This is a genomic window from Colwellia sp. MT41 (genome assembly GCF_001444365.1).
In the GTDB taxonomy this organism is placed as follows: Bacteria; Pseudomonadota; Gammaproteobacteria; order Enterobacterales; family Alteromonadaceae; genus Colwellia; species Colwellia marinimaniae.
Genome location: NZ_CP013145.1, coordinates 1,961,855 through 1,982,242, shown reverse-complemented (window position 1 = coordinate 1,982,242; position 20,388 = coordinate 1,961,855). Strand labels below are relative to the sequence as shown.

Here is a 20,388-nt window from a genome sequence, read left to right as displayed (position 1 = left end):
CTCCGCCGAAAAAAGTAATAGTAAGAGTCAGATATGAGTCAATTACTGTATCAACTTGATGATGCCAGTTTAGCGTTTCCGCCCCTTAATTCTGCACTAACCGAGCCAAATGGTTTACTAGCGGTCGGTGGTGACTTATCTAGTGCTAGGTTACTGAGTGCGTATTCCCAAGGTATCTTCCCTTGGTATAGCGAAGATGACCCATTAATGTGGTGGTCACCCAATCCTAGAGCCATCATAGACCTTAGCCAATTACGAATTAATCGCACCTTGGCCAAAGCAATACGTAAAGCGCCCTATACCATCACTCTCAACCAAGACTTTACTCAGGTTATACAGCTTTGTGCCGATGCGCCCTTTCGCCAAGACGAGACTTGGATACTGGATGATATGCAGGCTGCCTATATTGGTTTGCATCAACAAGGTCATGCGCATTCTATTGAGATTTGGCAGACAGACGAAAATAATAATAATCAGTTAGTTGGTGGTTTATACGGTGTCGCTATTAACGGTTTTTTTTCGGGTGAGTCTATGTTCTATAAACGCAGTAACACCTCAAAATTTGCCCTTATTGCCCTAGGACAATTACTCCAGAGTATCGGTATTAATTTTATTGATTGTCAGTTGCTCAACCCCTTTCTCGCAGACATGGGCGCCAAAGAAATAAGCCGTGTGGCTTTTCTACAAAAACACCAACAGGCGATAACTACGCGAGTGCCCGATGATTTTTGGCAAGCCCGAACCTTAACCCTAAATTAAAGTCTTTGTTGTAGAACACTGTTGTCTATAATGTAACACACTGATTTAAAGGAAGGTGTTGCTGATGTGATAAGATCGAGCTTCACAAGCATGGATGCTTGTGAAGAGTCCCATGGAGGGGTTTATGCGTCTCGGTCGTTTACTCAACAACACCAAACTACAACAGAGCCAAATTAAATGACTGATGTTAAGACAGAGCGTCATAATTTTAGTTATAATTAACCTTGATACTGATGTGAAATTGGTAAATTATCAATGAATGAAATTTCCTATAAACTGGGTATAAGTAAAATATTTCCCTGTAATTATTTACCTGATAAAGAAGAGCGGCTACTGATTGCCGTTGATGAACGATTAGCCAACAGTGAGAGTTATGCTTGGTTAATGACCCAAGGCTTTCGCCGTAGCGGTGAACAAAGCTATCGACCACACTGCCCTCAGTGTAATGCTTGTCAGTCAATTCGTGTATTAAGCAAAGAATTTAGCCCGTCTAAAAGCCAAAGAAGATCAAAAAAGCGTAATAATCATTTTATTATTAAACAATCTTCACAATTAAAAGACAGCTATTACCCCTTGTTTGAAGCTTATATTAATACCTTTCATCAAGAAGGCAGTATGTACCCCGCTTCTTTTGAGCAATACCAGGGGTTTTTAAGCTGCAATTTAACCCAACAATTATTTATTGAAACCTGGGCACCGGCAAATGAGCAAGAGCAAGAGAAACTCGTCTGTGTTGCCGTAACTGATGTCTTAAGTAACGGCTTATCCGCTGTTTATACCTTTTATCACCCAGAATATAAAGCCTATGGTTTAGGGGTGTTTTCTATTCTCACCCAATTAAACTTTTGCCAACAAATGTCATTACCCTATTTATATTTGGGTTATCAAATTGATGATTGTCAAAAAATGAATTATAAAGACCGATATTTCCCCTTTGAGCGCTTTATTAACAGTCAATGGCAATTAAACAGCAAAGCTGTCGTTAATAACGCTAAAATCACTAAATAAAGTGCAGCAAGCCTTTACATTGGTCAAGCAATTAGGCATGATTCGCGCAGCTTTTTTATCTGCCAGAAAATATTACTATTCTAGAATAATTTCTTGGCTATTTGCACAACATTAGAGGTTTAGCGCCCCATGGCGAAAGAAGAAAATATTGAAATGCAAGGTACTGTTTTAGATACATTACCTAACACTATGTTCCGAGTTGAACTTGAGAATGGCCACGTCGTCACTGCACATATTTCTGGTAAAATGCGTAAGAACTACATACGTATCTTAACGGGCGATAAAGTAACGGTTGAATTAACGCCATACGACTTATCAAAAGGTCGCATTATTTTCCGCGCTAGATAAGCCAGAAAACACCTATTAACCTTAGGTTATTTCGAACCAATATAAAAAAACCAGCGCTCTTTTAGCTCGCTGGTTTTTTATTGTCTACGTTTTAACTTCAGTCTTACTTTGAACGCCTTGCTTTACCCGTAAACCTTTAGGCTTTACCAGCAAAAGGTTTAGTGATTGAAAATCACTGCGTGCTCCATGCCTGTTGAGCAAGCAACAAATTGCTCATTTTCTAAAAGTAGACTGGCAGCTATGCTATCATCTTTGTTCTTTAATTAAGCTGCCTTGGGCCTTTTTTGAACGATATTAGTGATATTAGTGATATTAGCTATAGTCGTTTGTTTTTGCGTTCTAATAACAAGCTATCAGCTTTTTTTCGAATTGCTCAGCACTAATAGTTAAGCCTGTGTTAGCAATGGTTTCATTGAGCTGTTGTAATCTTTTTTCGATGGTCGATAAGGTAATGGTATTATCATCTAGTTGATACACTTGTAATTGACTCTGATAGTAAAATGATAAAATGATCAGCGCGGTTTCTTCACCATTTTTACCGGCAAGCTTAATTTTTTTAAACTTACGATACACTAAATTTTGTAGCTGTTTTACCCGCCACACGTAATATATCTCAGTAAAAAAATCACTGTTTTTAACCTTATACAAAAAGACACCATTGACAACGAGTGCCAAAATAACGCCAATTAGGTTGTAGCTAAAATTAGTCTCTGGCTCTTCCGCTACCGAATCAATGGTCGCTTGCACTAGCGCAGTCACTTCACCAACATTGGAAAACAGGCTGATCAGCAGAGTACCAAAAAGCAATGACATCACTAATAATGAGCTGATAAAGCCCACAATAACAATATTTAAATGTTTTCTATATCGTGCTTTGTCTATATCAATTAATTGCATGTGTTTACTGAAATCCTTGGGTATTTATTAGAAATAAAAATCAACCGTAAAAGGTAAAAATAAAAAGTAGTGAGCAGGGGCTATGTTATCACTTTTCACGCGTTGCGCATAAAACTAAACCCGAATGACGCTTAACTTGTGCGCTAACACCTTGCTGCCAAATCCCTTGGTGGGCGGCAATAGTCAGCTGTGTTTTCGCCCGAGTGATGCCCGTGTAGAGTAACTCTCGTGATAACAGTTTACTCGCTCTTTGCTGCTTATGGTGTGCTGCACTCTGTGTCGCTGAAATAACCAGAGCAACATGAGCAAACTCACTGCCTTGGGTTTTGTGAATGGTCATGGCATAAACACTTTCAAATTTCGGTAAGCGTGATGGCAATATTTGTCTTATCGCTTGCTGCCCGGTGTCAGTGTCCTCAGCCGTATTACTTTCAAGACTTGTGTCTTCAAAACACGCCATAAGATGTGTCTTACCTGCTTGGTCTATTACTCGCCAGATAATGCCGATATCGCCATTATACAAACCTAAACGGTAGTCGTTTTCATTAATCATAATGGGCTGACCATGATAAAGCGCCGGCTCATTTTGCTGATAAAGGGCTTTATTTTTCCCTAAATAGTGTTTAATCACCTCATTGAGACGCTCTACCCCATAATCTCCTTGCCGGGTAGCACAAAGTACCCGAAATTGTGCTAACAAGGCAAAGGCATCGCTAACATTGGCGCAAAATTCAATCGGCTGGTAATACTGTTTCACTAAAGGCGCTAACCAGTTAGCAAGCTCACCTTGTGCCAATGATAATTGACCCGCTTGCTGAGAATGTGCATCACACAGTAGCTGCCAACTACGCTTAACATCACCTTGAATAACACTATTGGCGAGCAAACCAATACCGCCTTTACCGTCAAAACGTCTTGATTTAAGCAGAAACGATAAGTAATCAACATTGCTAGTATGACCTGTTAACTGCCCAGATAAAAATTCGCTAGCTTGCTCAGCCGAGAGTTGGCAAACTTGCCGTAAATATTGCACATTATCCGAGCTAAAGCCGCCATGTGGTCGTGGCGCTATATCCGCTAACACACTGCCAGCTGCGACCGAGGGTAATTGATCGGCATCACCTAATAAAATGACTTTCGCTGTATCCTTGAGCGCGCGAAATATCCGAGTCATTAGGGGTAAATCCACCATAGAGACTTCATCTATTAAGATAATGTCATACGCTAAGAGATTATCTTCATGGTGTTTGAAATTAGGCGAATTGGGCAATACCCCTAACAAGCGGTGAATGGTTTGTGCTTGGCTCGGAATTTCCGCTAACACCTCGGCATCGATTAAGTCTTTAAAACCAGAAATGGCAGTAACAATGGACTCTGACAAACGTTGTGCTGCTTTACCTGTGGGAGCAACAAGGGCAATATTAAGCGTCGGTGTGCCCTGTCTACTTTGCGCTGCTACAGCTAACGGCTTTGCTCTTAACTGCGCTAACATCACCAGCGCGGCTAATAATTTAGTGACAGTATAGGTTTTACCCGTACCTGGGCCGCCAGCAATAACACTAAATTTTTTATTGATGGCATTAGCGACCGCCACTTTTTGCCAATCAATGTCTAACGATGCTAGGCCTTGCTCCTTAGGGAATAAGGCCGAAATACACTGTTGAATTTGTCCATTATCATACTGACATTGCTGACTTAAGCGGTTGTTAATGGCATGTCCTAAGTCACGTTCAAACTGAAAGTAACGGCGCAAATATAACTTATCCTTATGCAGCACCAGTAATTGTTGATCACCGGCTTGAATAGTTAACTCAGTTAATAGGCTTTGCAGTTCAGTTAAGGGAGCAAAAACAAAACCAGCATGGCTGAAATCATAGTTATCGCCATTTTTTACTGGCACGCCTTTGCCCCAATGTTGCTCAGCAATTTCTGCCAAGGGCAAACACGTATGTCCGGCGCGTAGGCTAGCACTTAAGGCTAAAAATACATGATATAAAGTTTTTTGCGGCTCGATATCAACGGCGGTCTCAGTATTTGTCTGATGAATTAAGGCAGCAAACATTTCTTTGGCAAAAAAATAATCAATGGCTTCAACACCTTGAATAGCGTCTTTGACTTGATTAAAGTGGCTATACACTTGCTCGCTCCTACTATTCACTCTAATCTCAGTCATCTTGCGCTGCCTCGCTATTTTCATGTGCAAATAGTGCATCTAAATTATTTAATTCTTGCACCGAAATTTTACGATAATACACCCCAGCACCTTGATGCTCCGGCTCTGTCGTCATACCACGAAGATATAAATAATAGACACCACCAAAATGTTTACTGGGCTGATAATCACTAAGGGTCTGCTTTAAATAGCGATGTAGTGCTAAGGAGTAAATCAGATATTGTAAGTCATAATAGTTTTTTTCCACATTATCGAGTAAAGCATCATACTGATAGTCTTGAAAGCTATCACCTAGGTGGCTAGATTTATAATCACACAAGTAATATTTACCTTGGTATTCAAAAATCAAATCGATAAAACCATGCATCATGCCGCTAAGCTTTTTATGGCTAGGTAACATCACTGGATACTTTAACGTTAGAGTTGAGGTATTAGTAGAGCTGCTAGTTGATGTCTTGCTGTCACTGCTATTAATATTACGTTCCGCGCTATTTCGGTGATCGGTTAGCAATTTAGCTAAGGCACTGGTGCCCTCGCCTTGCATGGGAAAATAGAACTCACTTTCACGCAAGGTTTTATTCAAGTCCAGATCGCTAAGACTGGCATAATTGTCATTATCATCATTGCTAATAAAAGCGCTATTAAGCACTTGCTCTAACCAGGCAATTAAATCATCTTCAGTAAAGGAGGTATTGTCACTGGTATTTACCCCGCCACTAGTTAACTCACCATAAACTAACAACGGTTTTTCTACACTTTCTTGCCAGTTGGGTGCAGTAAAATCAGTTTGCTCTAAAATATCATGTAATAAGTTACCGGTATGAGCACCCTTAGCTAATTTGAAACAAATTTGTTGCCCGTGAGTTAACGCGGCAAGCTCGCTATTACCTAGCGGGCTATTGCTCAAGGTGGCTAGCTGGCTCTGGGTAGTATCCGTATCTCGGTCAGGATTAGAAACACCGGCATGACGAATATTGCGGCTTAAGGCAGTAAAAGAACTCAACCACCAATCTCGCTCTATGGTCCCGGTGAATTGACTAACCGCGCTATTGACCGACTCTTGACTGTTATTTTCCAATTGTTTTAACACCTGCCCATTATCATCAAGGGGACAATCAAGTGAGACCTGACGAATACCAATGGCATGCTCAGCACCTGCTTTAACTACTGCTAGCCCCTTAATAATGCTGTCTTGCTCTTGTAGTTGTAGCGTTTTACCTAAAGGTGATAAATGATAGCCATCAAAAGCACAACAGAGGATATAACAACGTCGCTCTGCCCTCGTTATCGCTACATACAGTAAACGAATACTTTCTGCATAAGCTTCATTACTCATGGCTTGTTTAGCTTCTTTGGAGCCATCTAGGCTTAAACACAAATTACCGTGTTTATCATGGTACTCAAGATAACTAACCGCTTTATTACCAAATTTGAGAGGATCTTTATGACGACAAGCAAACGGAATAAACACATAAGGATATTCCATGCCTTTCGAGCCATGCTGGGTAATTAAACGAATAAGGTCGCCGTCACTTTCTAAACGCAGCTCGGCTTCAACGTCATTCGACTCGGCATGACATTGCTGTTCAAACCAATGTAACAGCTCTTGCCCCTGACTTAAGCGCACACTCGCCGCCTGTAATATTTCAAATAAATGTAAAATATTGGTTAAACAACGATCTTTATTGCGTAGCGGTACATCAAGCAGATTGTGCATTAAAGTAATGGCCATGGTAATAAAACCTTGTCGTTGCCATTGGCTACGGTAATCGACAAAAGCAAATTTCATGGTTTGATAGGCCAGTTCATCTTGCTGCAGCTGATACAGTTTTTGTGCATCATAGCCCAATAAACCACATGATAATGCCGCAACAAACAAGCGTTCATTTTCGGGTAACAGTACACCTTTAAGTAAACATAACAATTGCCTGGCTTGCTCGGAATGAAATAAATTGGCTCGGTCAGATAGAAAGACACTATCAAGACCCGCTTGCTCAAGGGCTTGTTTTATATCACGCGCTTCAGCGCCATCTCTGACTAATATGGCAATATCTTTCGGCTTGGCCGCATGCTCGTTCGAGGTGAGCAAGGTCACTATTTCATTGGCACACCAGTTAGCCATCATAGGCCGAGAGCCTTGACTAACCTTGCTATCTGGTTGTTCATGGTCAGTAAAATGAATAAACTGCAGCGCTTTATCACTGTCTGCTAACACTTGTCCGCTCTCAGCATTTTCTTGGTTGGCACTAGCTGATTTTTTACCGGCCAGCACAGGTAAATAAGGAATACCAAAACCAAAGACACTCTCGCTTAGTTTGCCAGTAGCATCTTCAGGCCTTGCTGCTTTAGCCTTCTTGCTAAAAAGCTGATTATAACCGGCAATCATTTCAGGCGTTGAGCGCCAATTAGTATCCATCAACCAATGGTAGTCACAGCCACTACGGGCATTTAAGTAGGCAAAAATATCACCGCCACGAAAACCATAGATAGCTTGCTTAGGATCGCCAATAAGAAATAAAGCTGCATTGGCTTTTACCGCGTTATCGCCATAATAGATAGCTTGCAAAATACCAAACTGTTTAGGGTCGGTATCTTGAAACTCATCAATTAAAGCGACCGGGTATTGCGCCAGTAATTGTTTAGCCAGTTGATTGGTATTGTCATCACTTGAGCTTTCATCGTTGGAACATTCTTTGTTGGCACCTTTATCAGTCAAACAAGCAGAGCTAAGACAATAGGCTAAGGTATTAATTAGATCGTCAAAATCGAGTAAATTAAGCGCTTGCTTTTGTGTGATCACTTGCTGGCGAATGTTATAAATACCTGATTTAACAATGGTATAAGCTTTCGCTTTATTGATTTTATTGGCAATTTTCTTAACCTGCTCTTTCACTTGTTTTACCGGTGCAAAAGCGACAAGCAATTCAGCTTTATAAGTGGATCTGGCATAACGTTTACCATCAAAAAAAGCATCGGGCATTTTAACTTTGCCTTCACCGACAGCCATCAGTGATAACTCTTGGTCGATAATACTTACCAGCCAAGTGTTTAATTGCGCCAGCTCGCTGCGCCTTTTATCTTGCTCTGCGCCCTTTTTAACCAGGATCAGCGCATTTTCAAATAAATCGCTGTGTGTGGTTAAATTTTCGTGAGCCTGGCGTACTAGGGTAATAAATTCAGCGGCAATACTTTCAACATCGATAACCGATAAAGTACTGCTGTGCCCTATGGCTTTACTAAAGCTTGATAAAAAGCTTTCCGGTGTCGCCCAAAAGCTCGCCAACAGCATAAAACTATCAGCATCGCTTTTAGCTAAACTGCGATACCAGTCTTGGCACACTTGCAAGGTGATTTCTGTTGAGTTCGCCGCCATATTGGCATTGAAAGGTAAACCACTGGTAAAAGCATATTGATTTAATACCCGTTGGCAAAAGCCATGGATGGTAAAAATGGCCGCTTCATCTAAAAAAAGTAACGCACGTTTTAATAAAAATTCGCGCTTGCTTTTGTCGATGCGTTTATCGAGGGCGGTAAAATAAGGGTCATCAACACACAATACCTGCCAATCACTCAAGGCAAGGCGAATAAAGCTATCAATGCGCCCTCGTAACTCTTGCGTGGCATCTTTGGTGAAGGTCATCAATAATATTTGTTCAACCGTTAGCTCGCGCTCAAGTAATAACCGTAAATAGATTCGAGTAATATTATAGGTTTTGCCAGTACCGGCACTGGCTTCGATTAGATGTTTACCACTTAATGGGATAGTAGCCGCATCAAGATTTTTCAGCGTTAGTGTTGCGCTAGCTACCTTGTTATCAAGGTTGTTAACTACTTGGTTAGCGTCAGGAGTATTAAGGTGGGTCATTATTTGCTCTCCTTAGCCGTTTTAGTGGCGGTCTTTTTTGCTGCTTGTTTGGCTGCCTGTTTAACGACCACTTGATATAAATCCTGGTAAATAAAATCAATGTCCGCCTGGTGTTTAGCGTATTGCGGACACTCAGGCCAAAAATAACTCAAATAATCATCATCAGCCAAGCCACGTGTACTCATATCTCCTTGCCACAAACCTTCAAAACGCCCTTGTGTCATTTCTGTTAGCTGGCCGCGTTTTTTGGTAAACACTTTGTCGGCCAATTCACCGTTTAACAGTAAGGCTTGTTGTTGACCTTTAAAAAAAATCTTAATGAGCTTAATGAGTTTTGCTTTTGCATCAATGATATTAGCGACCGAAAACTGCTCTACCTTCTGCGCTTTGGTATTAAAATATAAGCCAATAGTTTCAGTCACTTGTTGTAGTTTTACCGAGTCGACAGCGTTAATTATCGTTTCATTGGCCATCTGTTCATTAGCAATAAGTTGATCTTGCCAGACCTGTACCACGAGTTGCTGAAAGTACATGGTAAATTTATCTTTCGCTTTAGCGCTTGAGCTACGATAGTGCACCAATAAGTTGTTTTTAACCGCTAATTGAGTATTCAGTGTTACCTTAACCTTATTACCGCTTAAGCAGTCAACATCAAGGACAAGATGACAATCAATGATCTCAGGATTAACACAATTAAGCTTGCTTATTTCCTCACTGAATTGCTGCACATCTTGCTGATAATCTTTAAACAAGCTTGCTGTAGTCGGTAAATCGGGGAATTTACCCGATAAGTGGGCACGGGTTAACACCTCCGCTGATGCTGCGCTATTTAATGCTGCGTTGAGCAAGTCTTGGCGTAATAAGTAGCTTTCTAAGTGATTAACACTAAAAGGCTCAACATCTTCTAACAAGCTATGATCATTATCAAAATATAAATTCAGCTGCTGTTGGGCAAACATTTTTGCTGGGTGTTGATAAAAGCGTATTATTTGCTGGCAAGATAAACTCACCTCTTTATTATTATCGTGTGCCTGTATGGCTAACTGTGCACTGTTATCGATTGAATCGGCAACTGAGCCAGCATCAACAACAGGACGTTGCCCTAACGCCAACCAATTGGCATCGAAACTGGACCATTTACCTTGATAATTATCGGCACTAAACGCTTGCATGGCTAATTGATAGATACCCGTTGGCTGCGCTTCATTATGACTACTGCTATCTTGTTCACAGAAATTCCAACCATAACCTTGAGCTAAATATTCCATCAACTCTTTAACCACCAATGAGGGTTGTCTTTCATTATTATTTTTTATATTTCGCCCTTGATAGCTAAGGTACAAGGAATTTCTGGCGGAAATAATCGCTTCCAAAAATAAGTACCTGTCATCACCACGGCGCGATCTATCGCCTAATTGAGCCTTAGACAGCGACATAAGATCAAAGCCTAAGGCTTGGCGTTGCCGAGGGAATTCGCCATCATTTAAGCCCAATACCGCGATAATTTTAAAGGGGATACTGCGCATAGGTAACATGGAACAAAAGGTGACCTGACCAACCATAAACTGCTTACTGGCATCACCCTGACTAAAATGTTGGCTTAGGTAATCAACGATAATTAACCAGCAAATGTCATCGTCAAAATGAGCATGGTGACAATGCTCTACCAAACCGGCAATGGCTTGCTCAATCACCATTAGGCTGCTTTCATTACTGACATTATCAGCATCGACTCGACTAAATAAACCCTCTAGTTGTGCAAGTAAAAAACTTTGCCATTGTATTGCGCTACGAGAGCGTTGCAGGTTTTCACTAAAATATTGTAACTGTTCAATAAAAAGCATTAACTGACCCAGTAACACGCCATCACTGCCTTCAACATTACTCAATAACAGTTGCTCTTGATAAATTTGTTCACTGTCGGCAAAAGCAAAGCCACGTAATAGTCGTGCTAAGCCTTGTTGCCAAGTAAAAGCAACACTGGCGTGTTGCCCTAACAATGCCTGTTTATGACTTAAATCAATGCCCCAATGCACCGTTGCTTGTTCAAGCCAAGCAGAGATCTTAGCCAAGTCTTCTGTGTTAATGGAAAATTTATTTGCCATGGCGGGTAAGCGTAAAAACGATAACAATTGTGCGACACCAAATCGGCTATCAGGTAAGGTCAGTAACTCGGTAAAAGCGGCGACTAAGGGATCACTATCTTTAGCGCTGCGATCAGCAATAGAGCAAGGCAGTGGCGGTACTTCACCGGCTATATCTTGCCAACCCCGAGTAAAAACAGCATTAACATAAGGGGCATATTGTTCCACTTGTGGACACATCACCAAGATATCTTTTGGCGTTAAGCTGCTATCTTGGTTAAATTGATGTAATAAGTAGTCATGCAACGCTTGCACTTCTCGTAAAGCACTATGACAACTAGTGATGACAATAGAATCATCTTGACCAGCCGTATTTAGCGCATCCTTGTCATCATCGCTAGCCTCACTTTTGCCGTCAATCCTGGCATCAGTAAGGGAAAGAATATCATTTTGCAGCTGATGTAAAACACTGGTTTTTTCCGCTGCTGCCATGCTCGGCGGGTCATTTTTAGCGTGTTCAAACAATTCAACATCTATGGTGCTGTAATCTTGCAACATGGAGATAAACTCTCGGCCCTGTTGGCCTAAGTTAGCTAATAGAGGATTGCCGACAAAGTTTTGTACCTCGCTCTCATCGGCTGAAACACCATCGGACCATTGTGATAACTTATTGAGCGCCTGTTTTTCAGTCACTATATCGCCCCAATAGGAGAAACACGGATTAAGATGAAAGAAATGTACTTCAACATGCTCACTCAAGGCATTAATAAAATCAAGCCACATCGGCGCCATAGTATTAAGACCGAAGAAACTAATGCGTGGCGGAATAAGATCTTTTTTGTTGGCAATATTGGCAATAGCATCCTTGAGTAATTCAACTGGGTTATAAGGTAATTGCTCAATTAACAAGCGCCATAATTTCCCTTGCCATTTATGTTCACTGGCAGCAATTTTTTCAAGACCTTGCAGTTCAAAATTTCCTTGTTGCCAACTGTCTAACCACTGTGGTCTAAAAATCAAATACTGCTCATATAAATCAGCTAATTGTGTGGCTAATTGATAACGTTTTAATTGCGCTTGTTTGTCTTCAGTATAACCACTGCCATCTACTGAATCTGCCGATATATCACCACGCCAATAGTGGCTAGCTTGACTAAAATCATCATCATCGACCACTGAATCGAGTGCTAAAAGTGCATGTATACGCCAACAAAGCACTTCTCTGGAGTAAGGTGACTGATCAGGCACTTTATCTTCGCTAGCCAGTGACCTTATTAATTTCCACAGGAATTGAGCTGGTAACGCGTAACGCATATTCATGCTTATACCACGCTCTTTAGCGATCGCTAAGTTAAGCCAATGCTGCATACCCGCATTTTGCACGACAATGACTTCTTGATTAAATACACCTAGAGGGGAAAGTTGCGATATTTTGTTGAGTAAGAGCAACAAATTTTCCATTTTGTTGGCAGGATAAAGATGGATCAAGATAATGCCTTAATTGTAAATGACTATGATTGCCAGTGGCTAAAAACCACTCATTATGACCTGAGAAATCAACGAATAAAATTACCTTAAATTTAACCATAAGGCGTTAAAGAATACGAGTAAAATTAGTTAGCTAACGAAGAAAGCTCTGCTATTTTTCCCCTTACCTTGACACTTTTTTACAAATTTACCCATAGTTGTGACATTTTATCGACAAAACAGTTACCGAAGATAATCGTGTTATTGGTTACATTAGCTTTCATCAAATCAGCAGCCCAACGACAACGAATGAATTTATATCAAGCAAGCTTTGCCACATCCGCAAAGCAGTTTCCCAATAATATCGCCCTTTATGTTGACGCTAGTGCCACAAAAAATAACAGTGTCAAAGGCAAAAAAGGACAGGTAAAAACCTTTACCTACCACGCTTTATTTGCACTGAGTCAACAATGGGCGAACAGCATTCGTTATTTTAATGATGCGTCATGCCCAGTGGCTATTTATGGTGGCCGACAATGGCAGATGTACGCCGGCATACTCGCCATTCTGGCCAGTAATAATGCCTATGTACCGCTTAATATCAAACAACCGGCCAAGCGAAATAGCCAGATATTGTCAGCAATAAATAGCCAGGTACTCTTGGTTGCTGCTAACGAAGACCCATCGGAGTTATTGCAACACACTAAACAGCCATTAGTGGTCTTGTATTTAGGCACAAATACGCCTAATTGGTGCCTAAATAACAAACGCCATCAGTATTTTAACATTGACGATGCGATTTCAATAAGCAGCGCTGACCTAAGAGCAAATACAACGGCAACAACTACAACGAACATAGCATCATTAACGGCATACCCTTATGCATATATCTTATTTACTTCGGGTAGTACCGGCACACCAAAAGGCATTGCCGTTAGTCATAAAAACATTATCAGTCACCTGCACCGGCTCGATAAGCTTTTAAAGATAACGGCAAGGGATAAAGTCAGTCAGTTTTTTGAATTATCTTTTGATTTATCCGTACATGATATGTTCAGTTGCTGGCACAAAGGCGCGGCGCTCTATATTATTCCTAATGAACAGCTTATCTGCCCGATGGCATTTATTAAAAAGCATCAATTATCTGTTTTTTCCGCCGTTGCTTCAGCGTTATCTTTTATGGATAAAATGCGCTTATTAAAACCTCAGCAATTACCTAGCTTGAGACTAAGCTGTTTTGGTGGTGAAAAACTACTCACCAGCCAAGCGTTAAAGTGGCAAAAATGTGCTCATAATAGTCGGGTAATCAATCTCTACGGTCCAACAGAGTGCACAATTACCGCCACTTATTTTGAATTAAGTGACCAGCAAGAAATCACCTCAGCATCAGTACCCATAGGTCAAGCATTACCTGGATTAACGGCCATACTGGTCAAAGATAATAAAGAGATAACGACCAGCAATACCTTAGCTGAATTGTATCTAGCCGGTGATCAACTTGTTGACGGTTACTACCAAGACAGTAAGAAAACAGCGCAAGCTTTTATCACACTAGCAAGCCCGTTAGCTCAAAGCGCAACACGTTTCTACCGTACCGGCGATATTGTCTATTATGACCAACAAAAAAACATTGTTTTTCATGGTCGTAACGATCAGCAATTTAAAGTATCAGGTCACCGGGTTGAAGCTGCCGAGATTGAAACTGCCATTGTTAGCTTTTCCAACGATATCACTTGGTGTGTTGTTGCTGCACACGTTGATCATAGCGGCAATACTAGGATCATCGCCTTTATTGAATACCAACAAAACTTACCGTCAAGTTCAAAGTCAAACTCGGCTTCAAGCTCAACTTCAGTCTTAGACAATTACCAACACACTCTTGGCGCATTAAGAAAGCATTGTTTACAGCATTTACCCACTTACATGGTGCCTGATGAGTTTAATTTTCAGCCATTATTACCCCGTAATATCAGTGGCAAAGTGGATATCAAAGCACTACTTAGTGCTGATCATAATAAAATAACTACTCCTAAGGAGACCCTATAATGTTAATACAACAAAGTATCATTCAGTTCATTGAAGAAAAGACCCATTGCCCGTTAATAGACCTAACGGACAACTTACTTGGCACGATAAAATCATTCGATTTCATGATGCTCATGCTAGAGCTTGAACAGAAATTCAAGCTAACACTGCCCTTTGAGCAGGCACTTACCGCTAATTTAAGACAAATCGATGAGTTTATTTTTTGGGTTGAGCAGCACCATGAACGTTAAACTCTCCAACAAGTCTACAGCCAAAGCGATAACACCTTCGCCACGAGCCTTAATAAAGCATAAAACCATGAGTCTCGGCATAAGATTTTTGCTGAGTACTTTAATGAAGTTAACTAAAAAACGACGTAAGAAATTAATCAACAATATTGGCAAAATAATACTACGTTTTGCTACAAAAACCAGAAAACGTGCCATCAATAATATTGTTCGAGCCATGCCAGAACTCAGTATTAAAGAAGCAACTGACTTGGCCTTTGAAGCTTATGGTAATTGTGCCTATGGCGTGGCCGAGTCTTTTTGGTTATCACAAGTAGAGCCTGATATTTTTTGTGATGAAGAAACCTTACAAATTTTGCAATCAGGAACCGGGGCTTGCATTGCCACCATGCATCTAGGCTGCTACGAAGCAGTGCCGCTTGCTGTGGCAAAATTTGCCAATAATTCAGTCACTTTAACTAACATCCCTGATTTTTTAGCCGATGAAATGGACTTTTATTCTGCCGTCAATATTACCGCCATCAATAAAAAATCTGCACATGCTTTTAGCCATTTATTAATCCAAGCGGGCAATAATGGCTATATTTCTTTGCATTGCGATCTGTACGCCAACCAAACTGAAGTAACCTTTTTTGGACAAAAAACTAAAGCGCCCTCCGGCGTAGTTTTACTGGCAAAAATGACTAAAAAACCGCTCTTACTGGCCTATGCGGTTTATCAAGACGACGGCCAAGTACAAGTGTTTTTTGAAACCTTGCCACAAGAAATATCTGAAAAAAAACCAGCAGAGCAAGAAATTGAGCAAAACGTTGAACAAGTGATGGCACAAATTTACCAACGATTTGAGCAAATAATTAGACAATATCCAAGCCAATGGTATTGGTCATATAACCGTTGGAAAAACTACTAATCATGTTAAGTAATATCAATAGTCTAGAAATATCATCAGACCCGTTTGCCAATAAAAATCCAAGTTTATACCGCAGATTACTCTCCTATTATCTGCTACACAAAAAGCTTATTTTCATTGCCTTGCTAGCTCTATGTTTATTTAGTTTGGTCGATGCAGGTATGATTTATTTGGTCAAGCCACTTATTGACCAAGGTTTAGGAAAAACCAATAGCAACACCTTACAACTAGGCGCTTTATTAATCATCGGGATTTTTTTGCTACGTGGTAGCGCAAGTTTTATCTCAAACTATGCCATTGCCTACGTCAGTAGCAAGGTAACCTATCAAATACGGCAACAAGCTTTTGATAAGTTATTATTTTTACCTCGAACCTTTTTTGATAACAATAGCCGTGGCAGCCTTATTGCTAAACTCATCTATGATAGCGAGCAAGTATCTCAGACCTTTGCAACGGCTGTCGTTATTGTCATCCGAGAGTCTGTCATCATCTTAGTATTACTCACTATGATGTTTTACCACAGTTGGCAATTAACACTAATTTTCTTGGTGATAGCACCCATTATCGCGTTAATTATTAACAAGGTATCGCAGCGCTTTAAAATGATTAGCCGCGCATTACAAAAAAGTATGGGGCAAGTAAGTAAGGCAACAGAGCAAGCAATTTCAAATCAACAAGAAATAATATTACTCAATACAGCTAGCCAAATAAGCGCTCAGTTCGAGCAAATAAACAACCATAACCGTCAACAAAATATGAAGTTACAAGCAACAAGTGCCATAACTAATCCAGTCATTCAACTTATTGCCTCGTTTGCTATTGCTGCGGTACTACTACTTGCCAGTAATGAGCAGGTGCTCAATCAATTAAGCCCTGGCAGTTTCACGCTGATTTTAATTGCCATGGGCTCATTGCTCAAACCACTTAAGCAACTAAGTAATATTAATCAACACTTACAAAAAGGTTTAACTGCAGCAAGCAGTTTGTTTAGTTTTCTAGATGAAAAAGAAGAGCATGATACTGGTAGCAAGCATTTATTAGCACAATGCTCAAACATTACCTTTAACAATTTATCTTTCTCTTATCAAGGTAAGGCTCAACCCGCGTTAAAACATTTTTCAGTGAAGATAAAAGCCGGTAGCAGTGTTGCTTTTGTCGGTGAATCCGGCAGCGGTAAAAGCACCCTAGCCCGCTTATTATTACGTTTATATCAATCGCCGCCACAGTCCATTTTCATTAATGACATAGCCATTGAAAATTATAGCTTAGCATCACTTAGGGCACAGTTTGCTTTTGTCTCACAAGATATTGTGTTAATAGATGATACCCTAGCAAACAATATCCGTTTTGGCTGTAATCGCCCCGTATCAAACGAAGAAGTTGCGCAAGCTGCACTTGATGCCAATGTCACCGTTTTTGCTAAAGAGCTAGCCTTAGGTTTAAATACACCAATAGGAGAAAATGGGCGCAATTTATCGGGAGGGCAACGCCAACGAATAGCCATTGCTCGTGCCATGTTACGTGATGCCAGCATTATCATCTTAGATGAAGCGACTTCCGCCTTAGACAACCACAGTGAACAACATATACAGGAAGCTTTCACCCGGCTAAGCAAAAACAAAACCTTATTGATTATTGCCCATAAGTTATCAAGCATAAGAAATGCCGATGAAATTATCGTGCTCAACAAAGGCGAATTGGTCGAACAAGGCACTCATCTAGAGCTACTCGCCAAAGCAGGTTATTACCACGCACTGCACCAAAAAAGTGGTTAAGTGGTGGTAACAAGCTTGCTTGCTCGAGCAATATTGCTGCTTGCTTGCAAGTAAATGCCAACAGCATTGACGGTTAGCATAAATTCATCTTGGCAACTACTAGCATCACTTAATAAAATCTAGATGTTGTTGATACGAATCACCGAGTAAAGGCACTTTATATTCACGCCCTTTAATCGCACAATATAGTCCTACGGCCCATGCCAGTATGACTGCTATATTAAGAATCCAGCCAACGAGAGGGATCAAAGAAAGTATGGCACCGGTAATAATTAAGCCTAAAGATTGCCGTAAATGAAAACTGGCTAATGAGGATTGATGTTTATCATAGATAACCATAGCCACCACCCAACCTATTAGGGTGAAATAACTAATAACCGCAACGAGTGTTGCCATTTTATGTTGCTCGGCCCAACTCATTTTCTTTTCAAAAACATTATCATAATCACTTGGTATATGTGGCATAACAGACACTCCGTAACTAATGTTTAGGGGAACCGCCTGAGTAACGAATGTAAGTTTCAGCTTAAATTAGTTACTTAGACTTATACCTAAATTTAGGAAAAATAATGCCATTCAACAAGAAAACTTTCTGTCCTGCCATTTAACATAACGACTAAGGAGTTAAATTTTATCAATAAAGCCTATAAATGTTTTTTATCGCTATTTTTTAATACTTGGATAAAGTGATGATATTGTTGCTGCATTGTTACTGTCTGCTTTTCTTGTTCACTTATTGATAACGTCTGGTAGCACAATCGATTATAACTAGCACTGAGTTGGGTAAAAACAAGGGCTAACTCTGGATATTGCTGCCTGATCTGTTTAGCAAAATCATTAACCGTCATGGCTAAAGGTTTTTCCATGCCTTGTTTTGCTAATCTGTCGATGGCTTTATGATAAATTATTTGCCACTGAGCAAAGGCTTGTTTTTTTACCTTTGGACGATTTAACCCGTGTAACAACAACATCAGCATCAGCATACTGAGCACCAAGGTCACGGCTATAATTAATGCTAATTTCCACGGGACCATCTTGCCAAACCAGTGTTTCAATAAGTCATATTGTTGCTGGCTGGTAAAACCAATAACCCAGCGGGTCCATTGATAGTCGAGGGCATCAAATTGTAAACGTAAAGTATTTAGCCAAGTAATATTCTTCATACGATATAAGCTAAAGAAGGTATTATTCAGCTCAGCTTGCTCTTGCAGTAACTGATTTGACCAACCAATATTTACCCGCTGCGGGTCTACCGCACCCGTTGGGTCAATACGCAACCATCCTTTACCTGCCACCCATATCTCAGACCAAGCATGAGCGTCATATTGATAAATACTTAAATGGCCTTTATTCACTATTTTTCCGGCACTATTTACCTCATTCGTCACACCATTATATTCACCACCTAAATAGCCAGTAACCAGTCGTGCCGGTATTCCTGAAGCGCGCATAAGAAAAGTAAATGCGCTGGCATAATGTACACAAAAACCGGCTTGGCTATCAAAAAAGAATTGATCTAAGCTGTTATTTACCAATAAGGGCGGTTGTAAGGTATAAGAATAATTTTGTTGGTTAATTAGCGTTAATACCGCCTGTGCACGCGCCTGCACATCGACATAGTTATGTTGTAACTGTAGCGCCAATTGCTCAAGCCTAGGATTACTCCCCTGAGGGTAGCTCAAATTTATTTGTCTACTCTGCGGCGATAACTCAAGTGCTAATGGCGCGGTTAAATAGCTAGTTAACCGATAAGACTTAGCTTGGCTAATAATGGTTGAGCTCTGGATGGTGTAATCAGTTTGAGCAGTAATACCACTGGCATTGCCGGTCACAACCGCCGGCGCTAAAGCAAATAAATATTTTTGGAAACTCGCTTCAACAAATACTTGATAAGTTAAGGGTAAAACCTCAGTGTTACTGGCATCAAAAATAAGGCTTTTAGCTCCTGGCCCATCAGTTTTGTTTTGGGTAACTTTATCTTGTCTGCGCCACTGCCTACCATCGTAATTTTCTAGCACCATGGCCCGCCAGTATAACTGTGCATAATTGGGTATTTTTTGTCCGCCAAAATCAGCGCGAAAGGCCAATTTAGTGGAGCGGGTTAAATTGGCAATATCACCTGGTTTAACGGTATCGGACAATCCCGTTTTAGCAGACTTAGCGAATGGTACTTGCCAAAAAGGTGACAGCCGAGGAAAAACTAAAAAGAGTACCACAGCCAAAAGAGCACTTTGCCCCAATAAAACCACCACCACCTTGAGATTAGTGACAAAAGCATTTTCCGAGGAGAAAAACTGTAATAATACCGTTAAATTAAGGATTAATAAGCTGAATATTATCAGGGAAAAAGCCAAGTCTTGCCTAAAAATAAGTGCCGCGGCTAAAATGAACAAACCCAATAATAACAGTTGATAAAAATCCCTACGTGTTCTTAATTCAAAACCTTTAAGTGCATAAGAAAAACAAAGTAAATGCACCATACTAAGCAGAATACCGACCTGCTTGGCGGTAAGCGCGATTGCGACGCAGCCCAATAGTGCAAATATGCCCAGTACCACGGGAGAGATATTAGTCGCTAGTTGTTTACTTGGGCCATGACTGTGGCGCTTACTCGCTAAGTTACTCTGAACTGTGCCAGGATGTTTCCCCCTGCTACTGTTAGCCATAGCTCTATTTTGCTGTAATAAAAGTGCCTGCCATGCCAATGATAAAGCAATTATTATCAACATCCAGGTGCTTAGTTCCAAGGCAACGACGGCGATATTTAAACATTGGCACAAGCAAAGTAGCCAGCTATTTTGTCGGCTTAAGTAAAAGTTACTCATGGTT

Annotated in this window: 13 protein-coding genes; 7 read left to right on the top strand and 6 right to left on the bottom strand. The window is 40.5% G+C overall.

The features are described from left to right. Positions 1-33 precede the first annotated feature (33 nt). The 3 genes from aat (at position 34) to infA (ending at position 2,115) form a co-directional block, all read left to right on the top strand. Positions 34-759: a leucyl/phenylalanyl-tRNA--protein transferase gene (gene aat, locus CMT41_RS08465; protein WP_058027018.1), complete on the top strand. Its 726-nt coding sequence runs from the start codon at positions 34-36 to the stop codon at positions 757-759. A gap of 255 nt (positions 760-1,014) precedes the next feature. Continuing rightward, entirely contained in the window at positions 1,015-1,767 is a 753-nt protein-coding gene (locus CMT41_RS08460) for an arginyltransferase (protein ID WP_058027017.1), read from the top strand. Positions 1,768-1,896: 129 nt separating this feature from the next. After that, the gene (gene infA, locus CMT41_RS08455) at positions 1,897-2,115 is read left to right on the top strand and encodes a translation initiation factor IF-1 (protein ID WP_011043571.1); all 219 of its coding nucleotides are present in this window, start codon (positions 1,897-1,899) and stop codon (positions 2,113-2,115) included. A gap of 339 nt (positions 2,116-2,454) precedes the next feature. Here infA and CMT41_RS08450 read toward each other — a convergent pair whose 3' ends face one another. The 4 genes from CMT41_RS08450 to recC form a co-directional block, all read right to left on the bottom strand. Continuing rightward, entirely contained in the window at positions 2,455-3,012 is a 558-nt protein-coding gene (locus CMT41_RS08450; protein WP_058027016.1) for a DUF3087 family protein, read from the bottom strand. 88 nt (positions 3,013-3,100) lie between these two features. Continuing rightward, positions 3,101-5,185, bottom strand: a complete 2,085-nt coding sequence (recD, locus tag CMT41_RS08445; RefSeq protein ID WP_058027015.1) for an exodeoxyribonuclease V subunit alpha — start codon at positions 5,183-5,185, stop codon at positions 3,101-3,103. Continuing rightward, positions 5,178-9,050: an exodeoxyribonuclease V subunit beta gene (gene recB, locus CMT41_RS08440; RefSeq protein ID WP_058027014.1), complete on the bottom strand. Its 3,873-nt coding sequence runs from the start codon at positions 9,048-9,050 to the stop codon at positions 5,178-5,180. The genes recD and recB overlap by 8 nt, the downstream gene beginning before the upstream one ends. Further along, positions 9,050-12,622 carry an exodeoxyribonuclease V subunit gamma gene (gene recC / locus CMT41_RS08435; RefSeq protein ID WP_083494246.1) on the bottom strand — a complete coding sequence of 1,191 codons (3,573 nt, stop codon included), beginning with the start codon at positions 12,620-12,622 and terminating at the stop codon, positions 9,050-9,052. The genes recB and recC overlap by 1 nt, the downstream gene beginning before the upstream one ends. Positions 12,623-12,910: 288 nt before the next feature. Between recC and CMT41_RS08430 the strand changes: the two genes are divergently transcribed. The 4 genes from CMT41_RS08430 to msbA are packed head-to-tail and all read left to right on the top strand — an operon-like array spanning position 12,911 to position 17,559. Beyond that, positions 12,911-14,647, top strand: coding sequence for an AMP-binding protein (locus CMT41_RS08430; RefSeq protein ID WP_157466317.1), 1,737 nt, complete (start codon positions 12,911-12,913; stop codon positions 14,645-14,647). Beyond that, positions 14,647-14,877 carry a hypothetical protein gene (locus CMT41_RS08425; protein ID WP_058027011.1) on the top strand — a complete coding sequence of 77 codons (231 nt, stop codon included), beginning with the start codon at positions 14,647-14,649 and terminating at the stop codon, positions 14,875-14,877. Before CMT41_RS08430 ends, CMT41_RS08425 begins: the two co-directional genes overlap by 1 nt. Further along, complete coding sequence (locus tag CMT41_RS08420) at positions 14,867-15,784, top strand: lysophospholipid acyltransferase family protein (RefSeq protein ID WP_058027010.1); 918 nt, start codon at positions 14,867-14,869, stop codon at positions 15,782-15,784. Before CMT41_RS08425 ends, CMT41_RS08420 begins: the two co-directional genes overlap by 11 nt. A gap of 2 nt (positions 15,785-15,786) precedes the next feature. Beyond that, the gene (gene msbA, locus CMT41_RS08415) at positions 15,787-17,559 is read left to right on the top strand and encodes a lipid A export permease/ATP-binding protein MsbA (RefSeq protein WP_058027009.1); all 1,773 of its coding nucleotides are present in this window, start codon (positions 15,787-15,789) and stop codon (positions 17,557-17,559) included. 105 nt (positions 17,560-17,664) lie between these two features. Here the strand turns inward: msbA and CMT41_RS08410 are convergent, their stop codons facing one another. Next, positions 17,665-18,024, bottom strand: coding sequence for a DUF4870 domain-containing protein (locus tag CMT41_RS08410; protein WP_058027008.1), 360 nt, complete (start codon positions 18,022-18,024; stop codon positions 17,665-17,667). 179 nt (positions 18,025-18,203) lie between these two features. Next, positions 18,204-20,384: a transglutaminase TgpA family protein gene (locus CMT41_RS08405; RefSeq protein ID WP_232300041.1), complete on the bottom strand. Its 2,181-nt coding sequence runs from the start codon at positions 20,382-20,384 to the stop codon at positions 18,204-18,206. Between the last annotated feature and the right edge of the window lie 4 nt (positions 20,385-20,388).

Coding starts and splice junctions, on each gene's coding strand:
- CMT41_RS08405 (WP_232300041.1), bottom strand. CDS start 20,384: ATGAGTAACTTTTACTTAAGCCGACAAAATAGCTGGCTACTTTGCTTG.
- CMT41_RS08425 (WP_058027011.1), top strand. CDS start 14,647: ATGTTAATACAACAAAGTATCATTCAGTTCATTGAAGAAAAGACCCAT.
- infA (WP_011043571.1), top strand. CDS start 1,897: ATGGCGAAAGAAGAAAATATTGAAATGCAAGGTACTGTTTTAGATACA.
- recD (WP_058027015.1), bottom strand. CDS start 5,185: ATGACTGAGATTAGAGTGAATAGTAGGAGCGAGCAAGTGTATAGCCAC.
- CMT41_RS08460 (WP_058027017.1), top strand. CDS start 1,015: ATGAATGAAATTTCCTATAAACTGGGTATAAGTAAAATATTTCCCTGT.
- CMT41_RS08450 (WP_058027016.1), bottom strand. CDS start 3,012: ATGCAATTAATTGATATAGACAAAGCACGATATAGAAAACATTTAAAT.
- recB (WP_058027014.1), bottom strand. CDS start 9,050: ATGACCCACCTTAATACTCCTGACGCTAACCAAGTAGTTAACAACCTT.
- CMT41_RS08420 (WP_058027010.1), top strand. CDS start 14,867: ATGAACGTTAAACTCTCCAACAAGTCTACAGCCAAAGCGATAACACCT.
- CMT41_RS08430 (WP_157466317.1), top strand. CDS start 12,911: ATGAATTTATATCAAGCAAGCTTTGCCACATCCGCAAAGCAGTTTCCC.
- aat (WP_058027018.1), top strand. CDS start 34: ATGAGTCAATTACTGTATCAACTTGATGATGCCAGTTTAGCGTTTCCG.
- msbA (WP_058027009.1), top strand. CDS start 15,787: ATGTTAAGTAATATCAATAGTCTAGAAATATCATCAGACCCGTTTGCC.
- CMT41_RS08410 (WP_058027008.1), bottom strand. CDS start 18,024: ATGCCACATATACCAAGTGATTATGATAATGTTTTTGAAAAGAAAATG.